The 22,337-nt window shown below is 53.8% G+C and carries 24 protein-coding genes; 2 read left to right on the top strand and 22 right to left on the bottom strand.

The genetic code is table 11. The features are described 5' to 3' along the window. Positions 1-923: 923 nt before the first annotated feature. The 5 genes from uxuA to CLV88_RS21755 form a co-directional block, all read right to left on the bottom strand. Complete coding sequence (gene uxuA / locus CLV88_RS21775) at positions 924-2,120, bottom strand: mannonate dehydratase (RefSeq protein WP_106610520.1); 1,197 nt, start codon at positions 2,118-2,120, stop codon at positions 924-926. Between the two features lie 242 nt (positions 2,121-2,362). Then, a complete protein-coding gene (locus CLV88_RS21770) occupies positions 2,363-3,106 on the bottom strand; it encodes an SDR family NAD(P)-dependent oxidoreductase (protein WP_106610524.1) in 744 nt (247 codons plus the stop codon). 98 nt (positions 3,107-3,204) lie between these two features. After that, complete coding sequence (locus CLV88_RS21765; protein ID WP_106610519.1) at positions 3,205-4,515, bottom strand: TRAP transporter large permease; 1,311 nt, start codon at positions 4,513-4,515, stop codon at positions 3,205-3,207. Beyond that, on the bottom strand, positions 4,512-5,006 hold the full coding sequence (locus CLV88_RS21760; RefSeq protein ID WP_106610518.1) for a TRAP transporter small permease: 495 nt from the start codon (positions 5,004-5,006) through the stop codon (positions 4,512-4,514). The genes CLV88_RS21765 and CLV88_RS21760 overlap by 4 nt, the downstream gene beginning before the upstream one ends. A gap of 92 nt (positions 5,007-5,098) precedes the next feature. Beyond that, complete coding sequence (locus CLV88_RS21755; RefSeq protein WP_106610517.1) at positions 5,099-6,082, bottom strand: TRAP transporter substrate-binding protein; 984 nt, start codon at positions 6,080-6,082, stop codon at positions 5,099-5,101. Between the two features lie 339 nt (positions 6,083-6,421). On the opposite strand from CLV88_RS21755, the gene CLV88_RS21750 reads away from it, so the two are divergent. Further along, positions 6,422-7,102 carry a GntR family transcriptional regulator gene (locus tag CLV88_RS21750; RefSeq protein WP_106610516.1) on the top strand — a complete coding sequence of 227 codons (681 nt, stop codon included), beginning with the start codon at positions 6,422-6,424 and terminating at the stop codon, positions 7,100-7,102. 166 nt (positions 7,103-7,268) lie between these two features. Here CLV88_RS21750 and CLV88_RS23820 read toward each other — a convergent pair whose 3' ends face one another. The 5 genes from CLV88_RS23820 to CLV88_RS21725 all read right to left on the bottom strand — a co-directional run bounded on the left by CLV88_RS23820 (position 7,269) and on the right by CLV88_RS21725 (position 11,631). Continuing rightward, positions 7,269-7,490: an integrase core domain-containing protein gene (locus CLV88_RS23820; protein WP_106610515.1), complete on the bottom strand. Its 222-nt coding sequence runs from the start codon at positions 7,488-7,490 to the stop codon at positions 7,269-7,271. Between the two features lie 67 nt (positions 7,491-7,557). Beyond that, positions 7,558-8,700: an alpha-hydroxy acid oxidase gene (locus tag CLV88_RS21740; RefSeq protein WP_106610514.1), complete on the bottom strand. Its 1,143-nt coding sequence runs from the start codon at positions 8,698-8,700 to the stop codon at positions 7,558-7,560. Between the two features lie 91 nt (positions 8,701-8,791). Beyond that, on the bottom strand, positions 8,792-10,075 hold the full coding sequence (locus tag CLV88_RS21735) for a TRAP transporter large permease (RefSeq protein WP_106610513.1): 1,284 nt from the start codon (positions 10,073-10,075) through the stop codon (positions 8,792-8,794). Between the two features lie 9 nt (positions 10,076-10,084). Then, the gene (locus CLV88_RS21730) at positions 10,085-10,567 is read right to left on the bottom strand and encodes a TRAP transporter small permease (protein ID WP_106610512.1); all 483 of its coding nucleotides are present in this window, start codon (positions 10,565-10,567) and stop codon (positions 10,085-10,087) included. 65 nt (positions 10,568-10,632) lie between these two features. Then, the gene (locus CLV88_RS21725) at positions 10,633-11,631 is read right to left on the bottom strand and encodes a TRAP transporter substrate-binding protein (RefSeq protein WP_106610511.1); all 999 of its coding nucleotides are present in this window, start codon (positions 11,629-11,631) and stop codon (positions 10,633-10,635) included. A gap of 127 nt (positions 11,632-11,758) precedes the next feature. Here CLV88_RS21725 and CLV88_RS21720 point away from each other — a divergent pair, with 127 nt between their 5' ends. Continuing rightward, positions 11,759-12,433 (top strand): GntR family transcriptional regulator, encoded by a 675-nt coding sequence (locus tag CLV88_RS21720; protein ID WP_106610510.1) that lies wholly within the window; start codon positions 11,759-11,761, stop codon positions 12,431-12,433. Positions 12,434-12,484: 51 nt separating this feature from the next. Here the strand turns inward: CLV88_RS21720 and CLV88_RS21715 are convergent, their stop codons facing one another. From CLV88_RS21715 to CLV88_RS21660, 12 genes are all read right to left on the bottom strand, one after another. Then, positions 12,485-12,889 carry a methylglyoxal synthase gene (locus CLV88_RS21715; protein ID WP_106610509.1) on the bottom strand — a complete coding sequence of 135 codons (405 nt, stop codon included), beginning with the start codon at positions 12,887-12,889 and terminating at the stop codon, positions 12,485-12,487. Further along, positions 12,867-13,391, bottom strand: coding sequence for a 2,4'-dihydroxyacetophenone dioxygenase family protein (locus tag CLV88_RS21710; RefSeq protein WP_243403760.1), 525 nt, complete (start codon positions 13,389-13,391; stop codon positions 12,867-12,869). Before CLV88_RS21710 ends, CLV88_RS21715 begins: the two co-directional genes overlap by 23 nt. Before the next feature lie 10 nt (positions 13,392-13,401). Continuing rightward, the gene (locus CLV88_RS21705; protein WP_243403759.1) at positions 13,402-14,106 is read right to left on the bottom strand and encodes an SDR family NAD(P)-dependent oxidoreductase; all 705 of its coding nucleotides are present in this window, start codon (positions 14,104-14,106) and stop codon (positions 13,402-13,404) included. Then, a complete protein-coding gene (locus tag CLV88_RS21700) occupies positions 14,103-14,735 on the bottom strand; it encodes a 2-dehydro-3-deoxy-6-phosphogalactonate aldolase (protein ID WP_106610507.1) in 633 nt (210 codons plus the stop codon). Before CLV88_RS21700 ends, CLV88_RS21705 begins: the two co-directional genes overlap by 4 nt. Beyond that, positions 14,732-15,649: a 2-dehydro-3-deoxygalactonokinase gene (locus tag CLV88_RS21695; protein ID WP_106610506.1), complete on the bottom strand. Its 918-nt coding sequence runs from the start codon at positions 15,647-15,649 to the stop codon at positions 14,732-14,734. The genes CLV88_RS21700 and CLV88_RS21695 overlap by 4 nt, the downstream gene beginning before the upstream one ends. Next, a complete protein-coding gene (locus tag CLV88_RS21690) occupies positions 15,630-16,319 on the bottom strand; it encodes an RraA family protein (RefSeq protein WP_106610505.1) in 690 nt (229 codons plus the stop codon). The genes CLV88_RS21695 and CLV88_RS21690 overlap by 20 nt, the downstream gene beginning before the upstream one ends. 9 nt (positions 16,320-16,328) lie before the next feature. After that, entirely contained in the window at positions 16,329-17,363 is a 1,035-nt protein-coding gene (locus tag CLV88_RS21685; protein ID WP_106610504.1) for a C-terminal binding protein, read from the bottom strand. Beyond that, positions 17,356-17,850 (bottom strand): lactoylglutathione lyase family protein, encoded by a 495-nt coding sequence (locus tag CLV88_RS21680; RefSeq protein ID WP_106610503.1) that lies wholly within the window; start codon positions 17,848-17,850, stop codon positions 17,356-17,358. The genes CLV88_RS21685 and CLV88_RS21680 overlap by 8 nt, the downstream gene beginning before the upstream one ends. Before the next feature lie 28 nt (positions 17,851-17,878). After that, the gene (locus CLV88_RS21675) at positions 17,879-18,667 is read right to left on the bottom strand and encodes an SDR family NAD(P)-dependent oxidoreductase (RefSeq protein ID WP_106610502.1); all 789 of its coding nucleotides are present in this window, start codon (positions 18,665-18,667) and stop codon (positions 17,879-17,881) included. 2 nt (positions 18,668-18,669) lie between these two features. Further along, on the bottom strand, positions 18,670-19,689 hold the full coding sequence (locus CLV88_RS21670; protein ID WP_106610501.1) for an ABC transporter permease: 1,020 nt from the start codon (positions 19,687-19,689) through the stop codon (positions 18,670-18,672). Then, positions 19,686-21,212, bottom strand: a complete 1,527-nt coding sequence (locus CLV88_RS21665) for a sugar ABC transporter ATP-binding protein (RefSeq protein WP_106610500.1) — start codon at positions 21,210-21,212, stop codon at positions 19,686-19,688. The genes CLV88_RS21670 and CLV88_RS21665 overlap by 4 nt, the downstream gene beginning before the upstream one ends. Positions 21,213-21,301: 89 nt before the next feature. Then, positions 21,302-22,336, bottom strand: coding sequence for a sugar ABC transporter substrate-binding protein (locus tag CLV88_RS21660; RefSeq protein WP_106610499.1), 1,035 nt, complete (start codon positions 22,334-22,336; stop codon positions 21,302-21,304). Position 22,337 lies beyond the last annotated feature (1 nt).

Below are 22,337 nucleotides of genomic sequence, written 5' to 3'. Positions count from 1 at the left end.
CTCGTCCGCCGCTCCGTCTGGCGCCCCAACCGCGCCTCAGCGCCGCCGGTAAGGGGGGTTCTAAAGTTACCAATCAAAACCCGCAACCCCTTTTTACAAAAAACTCAATATTTGTTGGAGATCCTTAAGTAATATATTTAATTCAAGGGGTTATGGGTATTTTCGGTTGGCGCACCCCTGCGAAACCGGTTGAAACCAGCACCCTAAAACCAGACCCGGTTGGAATCGCATGCGCCTAAATTGAAACTCACCCGTGAATCACACCAAGTTCAGCCAATCCGCCGCTCACCATATTGCTGGAATACTGGAGCCGTGTGATTTCGGTCGCGAAGAACGTGATTGATTGACTGACCACACGAAGACGACGGTCAAATTTGTGCCTACCAAGGTGGCTAACTTCACTCTGCCTGCGCCAACTGGGCACGAACTTTCACGCGTTGGCTCTAAGTCAGAAGAGTGGCAAAGGTAACAATACACATGACAAACAGACCTCAACTGCGTGAGGTGAAAAAATGAAGGAAGTTTGCATGCGTGTGTGGCGGACAAGCTCGGCAGATCTGGGCCTCCCTTGTGTTGAACATCATATGCCTGCAGCGAGGTATCTGCCTAAAGAACCTGCGTCTTTGGGAATTTTGGCCCCTCGAAATACTGGAAGAGACCATCGCTCGCCGTTCTATAGCGGCGAATATATCCGTTTGAATTAGTATGCGGGCCCCTTTTCGCTGCGCAGCACGAAGCGTTAGCAAGCGAATTGGGGGCAAGCACACAACTCGGCAACCTCACAAATCTCGGTGTATCTTTGCTTTCCAACACTTGCCAAAAGACTAGGCGCCTGACGCAGATGGCCGATGAGCAATAAGTCAGGAAACGGTTATTGCCCCCTAAAACCTGAGTTTGCCCTAACTGGCTCACCATTCGAACAACTAAGCACACCCAAGTATGACGCCACGAAGTTCCGCGAGGCCACGCAACCGACCAACAAGTGGATAACCGGGTTGTGAGGGCATCTCGAGATCGCTCAGCAATGCGTGCCCATGGTCCGGGCGCATTGGGATATCATGATCTATGCGACCCTGATCTCGGCGTCGTTGTTCTTCTGCCAACAGGGCGCGAATTGTTGCAACCATGTTTGTGTCTCCGGCCAAGTGCTCTGCCTCGGTAAAACTATGGCGGCTACAGTCGCTCGGTCCATCTCTCACAGTATTGCGAAGATGCACAAAATGGATTTTGTGACCGAGCTCGGCGATAAAGGATACAGGATTGAAATCCGTGGCAACGCCCAATGAACCCGTACAGAGCGTGGCGCCGTTCGAAGGGCTTTCCACTGCATTCAGAACTGTAGCGTAGTCACTTTGTGACGACATGACCCTTGGAAGCCCAAGCAATGAAAAGGGTGGGTCATCCGGATGGCAGCATAACCGGATGCCAAGAGTTTCCGCAGTTGGGACAACTTCTGACAGGAAATCAATCAGGTTGGATCGGAGCCTCTCGGGCCCCATGCCCTCATATGTTGCCAGCTTTTGCTTTACATCCGCGAGAGACCAGTTGTCGTTCGCGCCCGGCAAACCTGCGACAATATTGTTCGACAATGCCTGCCGCCCTGAATCGCTAAGGTTGGCAAACCGCGCTTGAGCCATTTGCAAGATTTCATCTGAATAATCCCGCTCGGCATTCTTGCGACACAAAATGAAGCAATCGAATGCGACAAAGTCCACAAGTTCAAACCTCATGGCATGTCCGCCATGCGGCAGTGGCTGGCATAGGTTTGTGCGCGTCCAATCCAACACTGGCATGAAATTGTAACAGATTGTGTGAATGCCGCATTCGGCCAGATTGCGAAGGCATTGCTTGTATGCTGCAAGGTGCTGTTTTAGGGGGCCGGTTTGCGATTTGATCGCCTCTGAAACCGGTACGCTTTCCACTACATCCCACGTCAGGCCAGATGAAACCCCTTCGGGTCGTTCAATTTGTTGTTGCCGCTTTTTTATCTGCTCGATCGACCAGATTTCACCGGGTGGCACATGATGCAATGCTGAAACAATGCCCGTTGCCCCAGTTTGCCTGATTTCACCAATCGAGATCATGTCAGAAGGGCCAAACCACCGCCAAGTTTGCTTCATGGCCTTGCCTCGCTCGCACAAATATCTGTCTCAAACCCAAGTCGAAATTTGCCTGATCGTTTCGAAAGAGTCGGCCCAGCCTTACTTCCCCCGATCCCAAGATACCGCATACTAGTCACAGGAGCCCGTCGCGGCGGCGTGAATGGTTGCTGCTCATTTTATTGGGTTCCAAACATATACAGATGTGGGCATTGCCCTCTGGGAATATCAGGATTTCATACACAATCGGCCTCCTCTGTGGATTAGGAAAACAGCATACCGCCGTTCAGATCGATGTTCGCACCTGTGACAAAAGCACTGTCATCGCAAGCTAGGAACAAAACCAGATTTGCCGCATCGTTCACATGCCCCTGACGTTTTAACGGTGCGTTTGCTTCAAAGCCGCGGCGACCAGCATCAGGTGTATGGACGTTGTGGAAATCAGTGTCGATCATACCGGGACACAGCGCGTTCACGCGAATGCCGGGGCCCAATTCCTTGGCCAACCCACGAGTCATTGTCATAACTGCGCCCTTCGCAGTGGCATAGGCGACCGCGCCCGGTCCACCCCCATCGCGTCCTGCTTGACTCGCGAGATTTACGATGACACCGGATTTCATCTTAGTCAGACATGCCTGTGTCATAAGGAATGTGCTGGTCAGATTGAGTCGCATCACAGCGTCCCAGTGTTCGACGGGCATTTCGGCGATGGTTTTACGAGCGATCAAGCCGCCAGCGTTGTTGACCAATATGTCGACCCCGCCAAATGCCTCTACCGAACGCGATACCAGTGCATCTACGTCAGTTTGCTTATTCAAGTCTCCCTGTACGGCAATCGCCTTACCGCCATTGGCCTTAATCTCAGCAACAGCCTCGTCAGCCCCTTTCGAACTAGAGAAGTAATTGATCGCAACACTCGCACCTTCCGACGCAAGTTTGACCGCGACCGCCCGACCAATGTCACGTCCGCCACCGGTCACAATGGCTGTTTTGCCTGCAAGTTTCATATCGATCCTTTCTGCCGCAAAGCGCATGCGTAGCTATTTTCGTAGGGTTGCATTGCATTGCCCACCGCTAGAACCCAGTCTCCCAAAATTCCGCGCACTTATCGAAACGCCCCCGGCATAACCGTTTTGGGAAGCCACAGAATGATTTCGGGAAATGCCGCCATTAGGATGAGAAGGATCAGCATCGGAGCAAGAATGAAGACCACTTCGCGCAGGACTTGCACGACATTCAGGCCGCCAATCGCCGCTGAAATCAATAAGCACAATCCATAAGGCGGTGTAACCAATCCAAATGCCAGCGAGACAATACCAATGATCGCAAACGCAATCGGATCGACCCCACCTGCCTGCGCCACGGGCATCAATACTGTACCAAGAATGATGATCGTCGGAATTGCATCGATGAACAGACCAAACAGCAGGAACAAAAGGGCAATCAACAACGCCGTCCCAAATGGGCCAAACTCCCAGGCTGTCAAAACACTGACAATGAGACGTGGCGCGTTGTAGAAAGACAAGAGCCAGCCAAATGCGGACGCTGTACCAATGGCAAAGAGCGAAATCGCAGCGAAACGGGCTGTGTCGTAAAGGATGTGACCTAGATCCCTCGGCGTGACGGTTCGATACACAAACATTCCGAGGATGAGCGCATAACCTGCGGCGATGATGGCGCTTTCGGTTGGAGTGACCAGGCCACCCACGATACCCCCAATTACAAAGACGGGGGTCAAAAGCGCAAGAGCGGCGCCTTTCCAGGCGGCCACGAACTCGCCCCAGTTTGGGGTTGCTGTCACGGGGTAGTTGCGGGCTTTCGCAAAGCCGTAGACCGTCGCCATCAAAGCCAGACCGATCAACAGACCGGGGATCGCACCGCCCAGAAATAATGCCCCTACAGAAACTTGCATGACGCCGCCCCAGACGATCATTAGGATCGAGGGCGGGATTATAACCCCCATCACCGATGAACACGCGGTAATCGCGACGGCAAATCTTGTGTCGTACCCTTCTTTCTGCATGGCAGGGATCAAAATCTTGCCAATACCCGCAGCGTCGGCAGTTGAAGATCCCGAAATGCCTGCAAACAGCATGGATACAGCCACGTTCACATGGCCCAGACCGCCCGGCAACCAGCCGGTAAGTACGCGAGCAAGCTCAATCAAACGATCGGTGACCTTGCCAGAATTCATAAGATTTGCCGCCAAAAGGAAAAACGGCACTGCCAAAAGGATAAATGAGTTGTAGGATTGGAACATCCGATCAAGGACGATAAATGGTGTTAATCGCAGTTCAAGCAGAACGACTGGGACAGTTGCCAGACCAAGTGCAAAGGCAACTGGAATGCGGATGAAAATCAAAACGAGAAACCCAGCGATCAGCATTAAAGCTGCGGTAGTTGTATCCAGGATCATGACGAAAGGCTTTCTCGGTTAAGGAATTGCGCCACGGCTTCTGAAAATCGATAGCCTGCGAGCAACAGCCAAAGCCCACCGGCGATAGGAACTGAGACATGCGTAATGATCAGATTGGCACGCATCATAACTGACCTTTGTTTGCCGCCGAATTCTGCGTATTCAATTCCGTAGAACAGAAACAAGGCTCCGAACGCCATGATGGAAACATGGACAATCCCATTTTGTAGTAACCGAAAGGCGGGCGTCGTGGCATCTGGCGTGATCCGCACATCGAAATGCGTTCCGTCCCATACTGCGATAACTGACCCAATCATGACGATCCAAACAAAAAGGAACGTCGCCAGCTCTTCAGTCCAGAGGAAAGTGGGGATTATGCCAGTATAGCGTGAGATAACCTGCATCGCGACCGGTATCGCGAGGAGCCCCATCATCAGACCGAGAAGTATGCGCAAGCCGAAACAAAACCGATTAATGAGAGTTCCAAGCATGTCATCTGCCCTCCTTCGTTGTGTGATGCGCAAGGCGCCTCATACGTTGTGGTGACGGGCGGGTCAGAAGACACCGCCCGCCCACAGAGAGATTACATTCCGCGAACGTTGTTGAGCAATTCAGTCGCACCTAGCTCTGCTGCATATGCGTCCTGTACCGGCTGGACCATTTCCAGCATTTTTTCGCGACCTGCGAAATCATGAACTTCAATCTGCCCAGCATCGATCATCGCTTGAAGCTTTTCGCCGTCCTGACCACTCTCCAACGCACGTCCAAAAGCGCCCGCTTCAGCGCCGGCAGCCATGATGGCGGCTTGCAAGGAGTCTGGCAGCGCGTCAAAAATCTTAGCTGACATCACGATGGGACGCACTGTGATCGTATGCTGTGTCAGCGAGATGTGCGGTGCGACTTCGTAAAATTTCAGATTCTGAATTGACGCCGCTTCGTTTTCGAAACCGGCAATAACCCCGGTTTGGATCGCATTATAAACCTCGTTATATGCGATGGCTGAGGGGGCCGCACCTACGGCTGCAAAGGTTTGCGCCTGAATTGGAGCACCCATCACACGCATCCGGTGTCCAGACAGATCGTCCATATTCGTAATTGGCTTTGCCGAGGCGAGGTTCCGCACTCCGCCACCGTGGTACCCGACGATCACAATTCCCGCAGCTTCGCGCAGATCATCTTCAAGAGGCTTAAGTGCGTCGGATGACAACACTGCATTCCAGTGCTCAAGATCACGGAACAGGAACGGCATGTCCATCAAGGGAATGGATTCCGAAAATACTGCCATGTTGGACGGAGCGAGGATTGTGTAATCTACGGCGACACCTTGGTTAAGGTAGGTCACATAGTCCGATTCGACGCCAAGCTCACCGTTCAAGCGTAGGTCAAAGCTCACGTCACCATCATACTTGTCGGAGACAAGTCGCTCAAACTCGCGCAATGTCTTGGTAAATGCATGCTCTTCATCAAACATGCTAGCGCCGCGAAGGGTAACATCTGCTTGTGCGATCGAAACGCCACTCAGCAGCATTGCCGACACGGCCATCATTTTTAGTGAAAAGTTGAACATTCTATCCTCCCAGATCAGGTTCAAGTTTTGCTTTCCTCCGACCAGACATAGTCGAAAAATCTTATCCGAAACTTTGCAGTCCATCGTGCGTGACCCTTGCCTGCCAATTAAATGCAGCCTGAGTGCCTCCCAGCACGAACAACAGCGTTGTGTTCGCCAATGAACAATGTAATCGATCAAACTGGGATACTAGTCAACTAAAAAATGCCGAAAAGATTAAACTATTGTCCGCTTTCCGCAAAATTATTCACTATTTTTGTCGTCTAGTATGCAAACTTCACTGTATCTTTTCACCGACCCCTCCTAGAGTTTGGTGAAACAGAATCTGGAAAACTCTCGATGGCCCCACTTAGAAACCTCGAACGCACGACGAGCAGTGAAGTTGTCTTTGACGAATTGTTTGAGCGAATCGTCCGATTGGAGTTGTTACCAGGCACCAAAATCTCGGAAACAGAAATTGCCAAATCCTTTGGATTTTCCCGGCAACCTGTCCGGGAGGCTTTTACCCGGCTCTCGAACCTTAATCTCTTGTTGATACGCCCACAGCGCGCAACTGTCGTAAGGCCGTTTTCGCGTAAATTAATTGCCAATGCTCGCTTTGTGCGAACGGCTGTTGAACTAGAGGTTGTTCGCTGCGCCGCTACAGATCGTGACACGTCGATGGATGCCGATTTGAAGGCGAATCTACGCGAACAAGCTGACGCGATTTCGTCAGGGGATTCCAACCGTTTTCACGACCTGGATTATCAGTTTCATAGACTTCTCTGCGCTTCAGCAAAACAAACGTTTGCTTACGAAATCATAGCAGAAAACAAAGCCCAAGTTGACCGCCTTTGTATGTTGGCGCTGACCAGCAAGGACGCTATGGACACCCTATACAAAGACCATGAAATTCTTTTGCAGGCCTTGTTTGGCGGCGACGCAGAGACAGCTGATCAGACTCTTCGCACGCACCTCGATCGCCTAACACCGACGATCGAGGCAATCTACACTACGCACAACGCGTATTTTGATGAATAGGCCAGCGCAAGAGTCGCCCGTGTCTGCAGCTTATCGCAATTCCAACCGATTTTGGTTTGGCAAGCAGCCCGGCTTTGGGCTCTGCGAACTAACAGATCCTTGCGGCGCCAGACTTGCACGGCGAAAAGAGGCCAAAACTTCACTAATGCGCCGTGGACGAAGGATCTCAAGGAATTGGTTGCGGAGCAGACGCTAGGGCACCACCAAGGCCCACGAACCAGCGCGTGTTCAGGTATTCTGCCCTGAACTTACCATGGAAACTTTCACTGAAGACGTTATACTTTGGTTTTCCCGGCTGGGAGAAAGGGGCAACAAATTCTTCGGACGCTTCGAATTTGTCACCAAGCCGTCTACCCCTGCCGATCTTTGCGCTGACAACGAACCCCATGTGATCGTGTCCCAATTTTGGCGAACAGCACCTCGGGAAATCACCCTCGGGTGCTTTTGCACGGCCACTACACTTCCAGCAAAAGATCGGGCAGCTGATTGATCTTTTCGATGCCTAACTGGCTCATGTTGGCCTGGATATCAGCCCGCAGGATGTGGATTACGTGGTCAATCCCCTTTGTGCCGAACGCTGACACCCCGTATTGGAATGCGCGCCCCAGCATGACAAAGTTCGCCCCTTTTGCCAAAGCGCGCATTATGTCCAACCCCCACGCCACGCCAGAATCGTAGATCAGCGGCATATCCGGCCCCACGGCCTCGCGGATTTTTGGCAATTGGTCGATCACCGCAGGGCCCGCTTCGAACTGACGCCCTGAATGATTTGAAATCCACAGGCAGTCGACTCCTTCTTCGGCCAGCTGCTTGGCGTCTTCGGGCCTTTGTACACCTTTGACGATCAGGTCTCCGTCCCATTCATGTCGCAACTCACGCAGGTACGTCCAATCCGGACACCCTCGGATCAAGGCGCCGGCATGGGTAAAGCTCTCGCGACCGCGTTGTTCAATGTAGTCATCGAAAAACCGCATCCGGGGAACAATCCCTTCCATGAGGTGTGCCAGACACCATGCAGGACGCATGGCCATGGAGGTCAGGGTACGTACATCCACCTTAGGTGGCACTGTCAGGTTGGCCCGCCTTTGCCGCTCGCGGCGGCTTTCCTCTGGCACATCTACGGTCATGATAAGCTTGTTGAACCCTGCAGCTTTGATCCTGGGCAGCATTTTTCGTCGAAGCTCGGCTGAATTGACGGGGTAGTGTTGAAACCATCCGTTGTTACCAATGTGCGGAGCCACGTCTTCCGGCGAAGCGACAGCAACGCTCGAAAGACAAAACGGGATGTTGTGTTTGACCGCCGCCTTCGACAAATGCCGTTCGGCACCGGCCCAGATCAGACCCGACATTCCCACAGGCGCAATGCCGAAAGGGGCGTCAAATGTCTGCCCCAAGAGCGTTGTCTTAAGTTCCGCAGTGACATGCCCACGCAGGATACCGGGCATGAACCCAACTGCATCCAACGCGTCACGGTTTATCTTGAGTCCCAATTCGCGCCCTGTTGCGCTGTCCAGATACTCAAAAGCGAACTTTGGAATACGCTTTTTCGTCCTTTGACGCAGATCTTCGATTGATGGATGAGACAGATCAATATCCATGCTGGTCACCTTTTCTCAGAAACGGATGCCGCTTGTGCGAGATCCGTCAAACCGATGTTGTTGGTTGAGGTTGCGCGATGATCCATTGGGGCTACCAAAGCGCCGGAAGGGTTAGAGAGATGGCTGGGACATAGGTGATCAGGAACAGCAGGATCAGCATGCCGAAGAAAAACGGCAGGATCGACTTGCTCAGCTTTTCAATCGACACACCCGATATCCCGCTGGCAACGAATAGGTTGACACCAAGAGGTGGCGTGCAAAACCCAATGGCCAGATTGACGGTGATGATCACACCGAATGCGATAGGATCTACACCCACAGCAGTTGCGACAGGCAGCAGAATGGGAGTCATGATAATGATCGACGAAATCGTCTCCATGAACATGCCTATGACAAGCAAGAGCAGATTGATCAGCAACAGGATGATGATCGGGTTGTCAGACAAATTGGTTAGGGACAATGCGATGTCCGAAGGTATTCGGGCAATTGTTATCAGCCTGCCAAAAGCGGTCGCCATGATCACAAGGACAAGGATTGCTCCGCTGGTGCGGGCGCTGTCGGCAAACACTTGGGGAAGTTCTGAAATGGTAATGTCACCATACACAAACAATCCCACCAGAAGCGCGTATACAACAGCGACTGCCCCCGCCTCCGTCGGTGTAAACACGCCGCTGTAGATCCCGCCAAGAATGATCACGGGAACTAGCAGCGCCCAGATGGATTCGCGAAAGCTCGTTTTGACGGCAGCCTTGGAAAAGCTGGTTGTAGAATCCGCTATGTCGCGGTCGTTTCGCAGCAACAAGCGCGCGATGGCCATGAACATGACTGCAAACAACACACCCGGAACCACTCCTGCAAGGAACAGCTTCCCAATCGACACCTCAGCCGTAACCCCATAAATGATAAAGGGAATGCTGGGAGGGATCATGACGCCGATCATACCTGCCGAGGCCGTGAGAGCGCTGCTAAAGCGACGGGTGTACCCCACCTTTTCCATCTCGGGGATGAGGTTTGAACCGATCGCGGCGACGGTTGCCGGTGAAGACCCGGAAATGGCTGCAAAGAAGACGCAAGCCAACACATTCACATAGGCAAGCCCAGCGCGGATGTGCCCGATAAGAGAGTTGGCAAATCCAACAAGCCGACGAGACATGCCGCCATGCTGCATCAGGTCACCGGCCAGAATGAACAAAGGCACCGCGATCAGCGGAAATGAATCCGCTCCAGTCACAACGGATCGCGCCAAAAGGACCAAGGGTGGGGTGCCATCAACCAACAGCATCACAATCATTGTGGCCAAGCCAAGACATATGCCAATCGGCACACTAAGCAACAGCAGCACGAAGAGCGAAACGAAGAGAACAAGACTAATCATCTAAACGTCCTATGCCAGTCTCTGGCCGACACGGAGTGTGCGCAGCAGGTGTTGGAAAACTCGAAAGGCCGACAAAGCCGCCCCTACCGGGGCCGAAGCGTACAAAATGGGAATGGGCAGCCCCAGAACGACCGATTTTTGACTTAGCACAAAGGGTTGCGACATTAGGTCAAGACATTCAATGATCAGGACGATCAAGAACCCCAAAACCAGTACATCGACGAGGATTTCCAGAAACTGCTTTCCGGTGTCACTTAGCAAATCCCGCAAGAAGGTTATCTGGACATGGGCCCCCTGTTGAAAGGCATAACTGACCGACAGCCAGACAAACCACACGAAGACCCACAAAGTCAGTTCTTCCCCCCAAGATAGGGACGCGTTCAAGACATAGCGCATGATCACATTAGCGGTGATCAGCAGGACAATGCCCGCAAGCAGCAGAGCCACCAAAAGGCGTTCTAGATTGGCATCAAGCCATCTGACAATATTCATATCCCCTCCCCCTTTTTGACTGGGCACCAAAGCATTTAGGCGCCCGGTCAGTTTGTTTAGTCAGCTCAGTTTTGGCTGGCGGCCTTTACCGCATTGACCCAAGCATCAAATGCCTCGGCACCGACGGTGTCGCGATACTCGGCGCGTACTTCCATCGTCGCATCCGAGAAAACCTGACGCTGCGCGGCCGACAGTTCGAGCACGTTCACGCCCGCATCGCGGATCTTCTGAAGCTGGCCAGCTTCTTCGCCATTCACGAGTTCCTGCTGATAGATTTCCGATTCAGCCATGGCCGATTTGATCAGGGCCTGGTGTTCGTCAGACAGGCTGTTCATGAAAGATTGGCTGATCACCGGAATATAAACGGTGAAGACATGGCCCGTCAGGGACACATGTTCCTGCACCTCATAAAACCGTTGCGAGTCGATCAGTGCAATTGGGTTTTCCTGACCATCGATGACACCCTGCTGAAGCGCGGAATACACTTCGCCAAAGTTCATCGGGGTCGGATTTGCGCCCAATGCCTGAAAAGTTGCAACATGCGCGGGGACTTTCATCGTCCGCAGCTTCACACCATCCAGATCAGCGGGGGATTCAATCGGGCGAACATTGTTGGTGACATGGCGCAACCCATTTTCTAGCCAACCCAACCCGACCAGCCCCTGGTTCTCCAAACGGCCAAGCATGTCGCTGCCAGTTTCGCTATGAAAGACGTCGAGGGCAATGTCCTTGCTGGCATACATGTAGGGCAGTTCGATAACAGCAAATGCTGGGTCCCAGCCTGCGAAGAAAGAGGAAGGCGGCACAGCCATTTCAAGAACGCCGGTTTGCACACCTTCAATCATTTCGCGATCAGGTCCCATTTGTGAGGACGGGAAAATCTGAACGTCGATTTCGCCATTTGACCCGGCTTCAACCAGTTCTTCAAAGCGAAGAAGCGCGCGATGCATGTGGTATTGCTCGTTCGCGCCGTGACCGACTTTGATAACTGTCCCAGCGGATGCGCTGAGTGCGATGCCAAAGGACAACGCGGCTCCAAGCGCGAGTGAAGTTTTTTGGAACATATCTCCTCCTATCTCCAAAAAAGGATCGCGATTTTTGCGATCTAATATCTGGTGTACCAGATAGACTATAGAAAAGTAAACGGGTTTATCCTAGATTGATTTCAAAACGCCAACCGGAGGAAGAGCATTGGCCCAACTGGGAAGCCTGAAAATCGAACGACCACAGCCACTTAGTGACATTGCGGCAGACCACATCCGCGAAGCTATTATCAACGGAGACTTTCGTCTGGGGGAAGCGTTGACGGAAAATGCGCTGTCCAAACTTTTGGGGATTAGTAAGACACCAGTGCGCGAAGCGATCTCTTCGCTAAAACGCGAGGGGATATTACAAGGTGATTCTCAGAAAGGTGCGCGCGTTTTTACGTTGACGGCAGAACAGCTGAACCAATTGTGCGTCTACCGATTGACGCTCGAGTCTGCAGCAATTGAAATGGCGATGAAGGCCGATCCGTCAGGTCTCGCAAAACGTTTGCTGTCAATTTGTGATGACATGTCCAATGCACGGGACGCCGAAGATTTTGAGGGGTATCTGAAGCTCGACCGGATCTTTCATGACGCGTTTTTCGAATTTTCCGGAAATCAGTTCCTACGAGAAGGATACCGGGGTGTCAGTCACAAGGTCGCTACCCTGCGGACGTATCTGTCTCTTGCGCCCTTGCGCGTCGACAAGTCTTTTTCAGAGCACATCAAAATCGCTGAATTTCTTGAAACGTCACAGATCGAGGAGGCGCTGGCGGTGCTTGGTGAGCAGATAGATCGAGGTAGCCATGCGATCAATGAAATTATGGGCGTCCCGCGATAACGGCCCTTGGGTCCCAGTCAAGCCCAGGACAGAACATAACCCAAGACACTCTCACAGAAATGTGTCGCGCATCCCGTGCACAATCAGGTTGGCTGTAGATGGGCTACAGGCGCTTGGCAGGTCATACACGGTCGCCAGACGCGTCAACGCCTTCACATCCACATCATGTGGCAACGGCGACAAAGGATCCGTGAAGAAAATTAGTGCATCCAACTTTTCTTCGCAGATCAGGGCGCCGATCTGCTGATCCCCTCCTAATGGACCGCTCTTTAGCGGCGTTACCTTCAGATCAGGATAGGACTTCAGCAACAACCCGCCCGTTGTACCGGTAGAGAAAATCTTGGCGTCGTCAAATACGTCCCTGTTTTCACCAACCCATTCCACCATGCGTTGCTTTTGCGCGTCATGTGCCACCAGGGCAACGCGATAGGTTCTACCTGATGAACTGATCGACATAGTCTTCTCCAAGTCCGACTTCTGTGAAGTGCTTTCTGCACAGGTCTATTTTGGTAAAGACGTCCTCGTATCCCAGAACCTCGCCATAAGGATCGACATAACACATCACCCCGTTAACCTGAAAAAGCGTGATCATTTCTTCAACACCATCTGGCACGACAAGTGTATGCGTCTCTCCTGGGGGTTCAAAGACGTACCCGCCGGCCTCGGCCGTCCAGTCATGTTCGAGGTAGTGCCACCTTCCCTTAAGAACAAACCCGTGCACGGGCTGGGGATGGCGGTGGCGCGACAGCACGCCCGATTTGCGCACTTTTAACAGGTTCACCCAATACCCCTGTGACCGGCTCAGACACAAAGGCCGAAACCAGACGTTCTCGGCCTGCGGCACCCACAGTCGGTCATCTTCCGGAATGGCGTGCGGGATAACGATTTCGTTCAATGCGTCTTTGGGAAAGGGCAATTGATAAGGCGTCAGCGGATCGGCGTCTGTTTTAACTATCACTTTAGGTTCCTCACATTGCAAGATAGCCGCCATCAACCGGATAGACGGCTCCAGTCACGAAACTGGCTTTGGGCGACAAAAGCCAATTGACCAACTCGCCCACCTCGTTTGTTTGCCCCCAGCGCTTCATGGGGGTGCGGGCAAGTATTGCGTCTCCGCGTGTGGTATCGTCGCGCAGGCCTTGCGTCATTTCGGTTTCGATCCAGCCCGGCGCAATCGCATTGACCCGAATACCGTCATCGGCCCATTTGCCTGCCAAGGCTTTGGTCAACTGTGCGACGCCCCCTTTTGAAGCAGAATAGGCCGGAACAAGCGGCCCCCCAAAGGTGCTGAGCATCGAGGCCGTGTTGACGATCGCACCATTGCTGGCAGCAAGCAAGGGATACGCGGCAAGACAGCATCGCATTGTGCCGGTCAGGTTCACATCGATCACCCTCTTGAAAACCTCGATGTCATATTCATCTGCGCGGCGCAAAATACCCGCGCAATTGACCAGCCCGACCATGGGCCCGACACCTGCAAGAAAGTCCGCGACAGCGCCATCATCGGTGACATCAAGCTTTTGCAACCGGATGTCGGATGATCCTTGAAAGGTGTCAATCTCGCCCTGATCTACCGTCGCCGCGATCACGTCATAACCATTTTGGAGCAGGACGTCGCACACCCCTGCCCCGATGCCCCGGGTTCCTCCGGTGACAACGACCTGCCCCATCATGACGAAACCAACGTTCTATAGGACTTTACAAACGCATCGGCGCGTTGGCGCAGATCATCAAGCTCATACTCCGGCTTGAACAACGCCGACCCGAGGCCAAATCCGTTTGATCCCGCAATGAAATAGTCCGACATCGTTTCGGGGGTTATGCCCCCAACAGCCGCAACAACCGCGTCTTGGGGCAACACTGCCCGCATCGCGGAAATGGCCTTGGGCGGAACCAGTTCGGCAGGGAAAAACTTGAGCACGGATGCCCCGATCTCCAGCGCCTCAAAGGCTTCGGTTGGCGTCATAACACCGGGACACCACTTTGCGCCCAGCGCGACTGTTAGACGACCAATAGCAGGGTTCATATTTGGAGACACAATGATTTGGCCACCGGCGCTCACGACATCCGTCGTTTGCTGCTCGGTCAATACCGTGCCAGCCCCGATAACTGTCGTGTCACCATGCTTGCTGGCGATGGCCTCGATTGATTTCAGCGGTTCAGGTGAATTCATCGGGACTTCGATAATCCGAAATCCCGCTTCAATCAGAATATCTGCAACCTCGACCGCATTGTCGGGGTGCAGCCCCCTCAGAATTGCGATCATCGCATTGTCAGACAATGCATCTTCCCAAAGGCTCATGACAGCAACCCTGCGGATTTAGCAATTTCAAAATGACCGCGCGCGCAAATGTTTTCGGGGGCTCTGCGGCTTTCTCGACCGGCAATCGACAGGGCGATTTCGTATCGATCCGTTAGATCACCGCGTCCCACAAGCGTGACGGGTTGATCCCCACCGCTGGCGGTTCCGGACGTGATTTCTGCACCAATAAGCATGCCTGAGAGGTAGTCCGCTGTCATCCTGGGCGAAATCTTGTCAAACAACGGCATGGTGCGGACATGAAACAAGGTGTGTAGCAAATCAGCGTCAGCCGAGAGACCTGCGTTAACGCCGATGACAAACCCTTCCTTGTTGAAGGCGCCCTCCTCCATGAACGTTCCGAGGATCGTGTGGTTTCTGATCGCCCCGAACAGTTCTCCGGTCATATACGTTTTGTAATCTTCAATGCCGCCGTCCTCGGCCAAGAGCCATTTGCTGTGGGTTCCGGGAAGTACATAGAGCCCATCCCCCAATCCCATCGCCGCCGCACCGATGATCTGCGTTTCTTCTCCACGCATGACATCTGGTGCCCCGTTGTGGTTCGCGGTCATCCCGGTCACAAAGTGAACCGATATGCCCTTTGAGGAGGTGAACGGCACGAGAGCATTAGCCAGCTCGCCCTTGCCAGCAGGCACACTCACATAGGGTGTTTCTTGCCAGCCGTTGCGGCTGGTGATCATGCCGGAAGCGATCACCGGCAAAGGGCCAACGCTGTGCCAGTTCTGGATAAGACCGTGAAAGGCCGCGTCGAAATCGCGACCTTTCACGTGCATAATCCCCTGGGAGGTGGAGATTTCATCCAGCACATCACCGTCAGAGCTGATGAGAAACGCACGAAGCGAAGACGTTCCCCAATCTAGACCGATCAGGGCAGGTTCAAATGCGACCGAATTCATTCAGCAAATCCTCAACTGTCTTGCCTTGAGCAACCCATTTGCGGGTTTCCTCTTCGCGGTCGGCCTGTTCTTGCGCCAGACGGACGGTTTCTTCGGCAATCTCTTGCGGGATCACAACAACACCCATCAGATCGGCCACGATAAAGTCGCCAGGATTCACGACGACGCCGCCACAGGCGATTGGCACGTTGATCGACAGCTCTTCCTTGCGACCCGAGAACATCGTGTGGGTGCCACGCGGTGTGATAGCCTTGGTCCAAATCGGCCAGTTGATGTCTTCGAGCTCGTCCGTGTCGCGACCGGTGCCGTCCACGATCATGCCTCGGATGCCACGGTTCTGGGCCAGACCGCCCATAAGGCCACCGCAGACCGACGTTTGCTCATCACCTCCTGCATCCACGACGATCACGTCACCGGGTTGGGCCATTTCCAGCGCCCGCAAAGGATCGACCAGATCACCTTTTGACAGCTGAACTGTCACGGCCTGACCTGTTACTTTTGAACGAAACGCAGGTTTGATGGCGCTGTCCATCACGCCGGTACGATACTGAACGTCGGCAAAGATGGCAGCGGCGGAATACGCCTCCAACACCTTGTCGAACTTCTTCAAAAGCTCCGGATTTCGTTCAAAGTCATTAAAGACCCTAAGGTCTGTGCTCACATCTGGCATGGTTGTCTCCTATTGTGCAGCTGTTGCGGCCAATGCCTGTGCATTGACGGTGTAATCGGGTTTCTGGCCGGTCAGAACTTTGGCCACCTGAGTCGCGGCGATGGTGCGCGCGGCCATGATCGATTCTTCCGAGTAGTAGGCGGCGTGCGGTGTCACGAGCACGTTCGGCAGTGTGAAAATTGGGTTGTCAGCCGGATCCCAGCTTGCGCGTTTCGCCGGTTCTTCTTCAGGATCATCCAGCCCCGCAGAACACAAATGCCCATCGGTCAAAGCACGATACAGCGCCTTGTTGTCGACAGTTGGCCCACGGCCCGTGTTGACAAGGATCGCTCCCGGTTTCATCGCCGCAAACTCTGCATCTGACAGGAAATAGCGGGTTTCCGGCGTCATCGGGGCCTGCATCAAGATATAGTCCGAACGCGCCAACAGATCGGCCTTCGACACCAGTTCCGCGCCGTGCTCTTTTGCAACGGCTTCGGGCAGGAAGGGGTCAAAAGCAATGACGTTCACGCCAAAGGCACGCGCCCGTACGGCGATCGCCTGTCCAATCTTGCCGAAGGACACGACGCCCATAGTACGCCCACGTAGCCGGTTAATCGGCTTGCCGCTTTGCCATTGCCAAATGCCTTTGTGGGTTGCGCGATCATAGTCTGGCAACTTGCGAGCCAGCGTGAGCCAAAGCGAAATTGCGTGATCCGCAACTTCTTCTGTGCAGTAGTTCTGCACATTAGTGACAAGGATATTGCGGTTGGTGGCGGCTTTGACATCGACGATGTCGACACCCACGCCGTAACGGGCAATCACCTCGCACTTTTGCATGCGCGAAATAGTCTCCGACCCAATCCGCGCATACTGGTTCACCATAGCCGCACAGTCTTCGGCGGCCTCGAACAGGTCTGCTTCTGTCTTGGCCTGCAAGGCGATGACTTGCGCGCCCACTTTTTCAAGAATGGCGCGCTCCACATCGACATCCCCAAAGTCGTAATCCGTGATCACGACTTTGGGGCGGTCAGACCGGAAAGGGGTTGCGCCGGTATCAGACATATGCGCCTGCCGAATAGGTCAGCTCGTAAGAGTGGCTATAAAGTTCGAAGATGTTGCCAAAAGGGTCTTCCATATAGACCATGCGGTAAGGCTTTTCGCCGGGATAGTACTCGCGAACCTGGCTCATGCGTTGTTTGCCGCCCAGCGCCTCGATGATTTTTACGCGCTCTTCGACATTGTCGTCCTGCACGCAGAAGTGAAACAGGCCACGGCGCCAGTATTCAAAGGGGCGTTCTTCTTCCACCGTGTTGGGGAATTCAAACAGCTCGATGCCCACACCATCACCCATCGACATATGCGCAATCCGAAACTTGCCCCAGCCCTCGCCGAAGACATCGTCGCACATTTGGCCGATTGCGCTGTCATCGTGGTGGACTTCGGTAGGTCCCATGATCACGTATAGGCCAAACGCCTTGGAATAGAATTCAACAGCTTTATCCAGATCCGGAACAGTGATCCCGATGTGAGAGAATGTAAGTGCGCTCATATGCTCGCTCCTTTTAGGTTTTCGTTGATTACAGAATGCTGCGGATGATGCCGCCTTCGACACGGTGCGCAGCGCCATTGGCCGCCGGATTTGCCGACACCGTCACAATGGTGCGGGACACTTCTTCGGCCTTTACAAAGCGTTGGATCAAAGAGGTCGGTTCGTCCGATTTGAAGTAGTTGTCGATGATGTCGCCCATCGGCTGGCCCTTTTGTTCGGCCAGACCGACAAAATAGGCCTCGACGCCCTCGGTCCATGTCGGGCCGGGCAGCACCGAATTCACGCGGACTTTGGAGCCTTTGGTCAACTCGGCCATGCCACGCGTCAACCCCAGCATCGCCGTTTTGGTCACCGAGTAATGCACCATTTGCGGCAGCGGTTTGACGCCTGCTTCGCTGGCCAGATTCACAATCGATCCGCTGCCCCGCTTTAACATCGCGGGCAGGATGACCCGGCTGATGCGCACGGCACTCAGCACATTGATGTTGAAATAGGTCATCCAGTCATCGTCGGTCAGGTCTTCAAAGGCCTTGACCGAGAAGATACCGACATTGTTGACCAAAACATCCAAATCCCCATGAGCTTGGGCAAATGCGCAAAGCGCGTTGGCATCCTCCAAGTTGGTCAAGTCACCCGATTTTCCGACAACTTCTCCGAGGTCAGACAGATCAGCGATGGCTGCATCGACCTCAGCCTGGGTCAACGCGTGCACGATCACGCGCGCGCCTTCCTCCAGATATGTTTTTGCGGTGGATTTGCCGATGCCCGAACCCGAACCCGTGACCAAAACCAGTTTATCTGTCAATCCGAGGTCCATGTTCAGTTGTCCTTTGAAAGCGCAGGTTTAGCCGTACCCGCCCCTTGCGGGGATTGGTCCGAGCGTCCCAGAACGCGTGCAAGCAGTGTCGAAATTTCCGTGCGCCACATGTCGATGCCAACTGCGAGCAGAATGATCGCGCCCAACACGATGTTTTGGACTGATGACGGTGCCGCATTCAGGTTAAGACCGTTCTGAACGATCACGATGGTCATCGCCCCCATGAGCGTGGCGAGGATATTGCCCCGTCCGCCCGCAAGACTGGCACCGCCCACAACTGCAGCCGCGATGGCCTGTAATTCGAGAGTCTGGCCGTAATTGGGAGAGCCAGAATTCAAACGGGCAGACATCAGCACCGCACCAACTGCCGTCATGAAGCCGGCAATCACAAAGGTCAGTGTCTGTACCTTGCGTACGTTGATGCCCGTCAGAACTGCCGCCGCGGGGTTTCCACCGACGGCATAGATTTCGCGGCCCAGTTTGGTGAAATTCATCATGAATGAGGCGAGTGCATAAAAGAAGACAAGATAGAAAAACGGCATCGGAATGCCCGCAATCTTGCCGTAGAACAGCGGCTCCAGAGCCGGATCGAGCGAAAAGATCGGCGACCCGTTGTTGAACGTCAGCGCCAGCCCCCTGAAGGCGATCAGCGCGGCCAGAGTCGTGATAAAGGACGGGATGCGACCATAGGCGGTGATCATCCCAAGCGCCAACCCCAGAAGGCCGCCAACGATCAGGATAAGTGGCACCGCAAGCAACAGCGGAATACCTGCAACCTTTAGAAATTGCGCCAGGATCATCGTCAACAAGGCCACCATGGACCCGGAACTCAGATCAATGCCTGCCGCGAAGATGACGATCGTAGAGCCAATGGCGATCAGGGCGACGATGCTCACTTGAAGAGACAGGTTCGACAGGTTTCCCGGGCTCAGGAACCGATCCGTCGTCAGGGCTACCACAAGCATGACAATCACCATGGCTGCAAAGGGCCCGATCAATTGTGAGTCAAATACACGTTTCATTGGCGTTCCTCCGTCGCCGCGTGGGTTATCTGCGTCGCAGAAGCCCGCACCAGGTCGTCATGGGTAAGATCAGAAGCCGAAACCGTTCGGCTGATATTGCCGTGCTGCACGACGGCGATCCGGTCACTCATCGCCAAAAGCTCGTCATGATCCGAGCTGATGAGAATGATGGATTTCCCCGCGCGTGTCAGCGCGTTGATGAGTTTGTAGACGGCAATTTTCGCACCGATATCAATGCCCTGCGTAGGTTCATCGAAGATCAGGACCTTCGCGTCGGAAAACAGCCAGCGGGCAATCACGATCTTTTGCTGATTGCCACCAGACAGAAAATTCACGGTTTTCTGTTCGGCTTGTGGCGAAATCTCCAGCTCCTTGATCAGCTTGTGCGTGCCGGCATCTTCTGCGTTTAAATCTAGGATGCCGAGCCTGGACAAGCCGCCCAACGACGCCGCGGTAATGTTGCCGCTGGCGCGGAAATTGAAGAACAAGCCGTCAAATTTACGGTTCTCGGGCACAAGCGCAAGACCTGCTTCAATGGCATTGATCTCATTTCGGACCTTTAAGGGGGCGCCATTCAGGGTCACGGTGCCGCCCGTCAAAGCGTCGACACCGAACAGGGCACGGGCAATCTCGGTGCGGCCACTGCCCAACACCCCGCCAAGCCCTAAAACCTCGCCTTTGTGCAAATCAAAACTGGCATCCTCAACGCCGTTTTTAGTCGACAGGTTTGCGGCATGCAGCACTATATCCTTTTTGGCGTTATGTTCTTTGGGATAGTGTTCCGCGATGTCTTCGCCGACCATGGCGCTGACAATGTCACTCACGTTGATTTCGGTTTCACCGCTGGCGCGCACCACGCGACCCGACCGCAAAATCGTCACTTCGTCGACAATGCGCTCCACCTCGTCAAGGCGATGCGAGACATAGAGAATGGCAGTGCCTTGACCGCGCATTTTGCGCAATAGCTGGTGCAGGCGCTCGATCTCGTCTTCGCCCAAAGCCGCGGTCGGCTCATCCAGAATGATCATCCGGGCTTTCATGGCGACGGCCTTGGCGATTTCTACCAATTGCTGTTCACCAACCGACAGATTTCCGGTAATCGCCTCGGGGTTGATATCAATTTCCATTTCCGCAAGAACAGCCGCAGCAGAGGCGTTCACTTTGCCCCAATCAATGACCCCAAAGCGGTTTTTGGGCATGTTTCCCAGAAAGATATTTTCGCCAACCGACAGCGTTGGCACGATGGAGAATTCCTGAAATACGGTTGCGATTCCTTTGTCGCGCGCGTCCTGAGGACCGCTGATCTGGACAACCTTTCCTTTGAACAGGATTTGACCGCTATCTGGCTGCTGGACGCCCGAAAGCGTCTTGATCAGCGTCGACTTGCCGCATCCGTTTTCACCAAGCAGCCCGTGAATAGAACCGTCAAGGAGTTTTATGCAGACCTTGTCGTTTGCCAGCACGCCGGGATAGGCCTTGCAGACATCGACAAATTCCCAAAGGGGGGGAGTAGCTTGCGCCATGGAACCGAACCCAGTTCAGAGTGATTGTTGCATTCAAAAGGTGCTCTCCGACGGCCGGTCTTTTGGTCCGCCGGAGAGCAGGGAGCGACTTAGTATTGCTTCGAAGGCTGCGGGAAGAGCTTCTCGGGCTCTTGCAGAACAGTGATCGCACCAGCCTTATCCTCGATCGAGGTAGGTGTTTCGATCCAGCCGCCCGGATAGGTGCCGTTCAACGCGTCAAGTGTCGCGCTCATGGCGGCTTTGCCCATGAGGTAGGGTGACGTATTAACGGTAGCGGTGATGTTGCCGGACGCGATTTCTTCGAGACCAGAGGTGTCGCCATCATTGCCCAGCAGAACCAGGTCGCTGCGACCAAGTGCTTTGGCGGCATAGGATGCGCCGATGATCATATAGTCATTTGCCGCGAAAACGAGATCCAGATCGGGGTGGGATTGCAGGATATCCATACCAGCCGTGTTGCCGCCTTCGACGTTCCACTTCCCGTCAATGGAAACGACGACATCAAAATTGTCGTTGCCCTCGATCCCTTCGAGGAAGCCGCCGACCCGCTCGGTTGAATGGTACCCTGGTTGACCTTCGATAATGCCCACTTTCACGGTCTGGTCACCGTATGTATCAACGACCCAATCGGCCATGGCACGCGTACCATTCCTCTGGGAATAGCCGACAACACCATGAATAGGAGTTGGAAAGTCAGGAATATCCGAGTTGATCATGAGCACGGCGATGCCTTGATCCACTGCCTTTCTGAGCAGAGGAGCGGCGGCAAATTCATCGTGTGTACCAAAGATGATGGCATCCACGTCCTGAGTAAGAACGTCTTGGATCATGCCCATCTGGCCATTGATGTCCGCGCCACTTTGGGGGGCCAGCATGAATACATCCACACCAGCCTCTTTGCCGACAGCTTTGATGCCTTCTCCGACTGCGATATAGTAGTTAAACTCGGTCGCAGGTGGCATATAGGCGATACGGTAGGTTTCGTTGCGAGGCGCAATCGAACTGATTTCTGCCTGAGCGCCCTCTTTAAGAGGGACAGGTGCCGGATAATCGGCAGCCTGAGCTGCAATGGCAACGGCTGTCAGGCCGGTCGTTAGTGCTAAGGTTTTGAACGTGTTGATCATG

This window comes from Shimia abyssi (assembly GCF_003014475.1).
GTDB lineage: Bacteria > Pseudomonadota > Alphaproteobacteria > Rhodobacterales > Rhodobacteraceae > Shimia > Shimia abyssi.
Note: the sequence above shows the minus strand (reverse complement) of the source record. Positions and strands in the feature narration are given on the sequence as shown.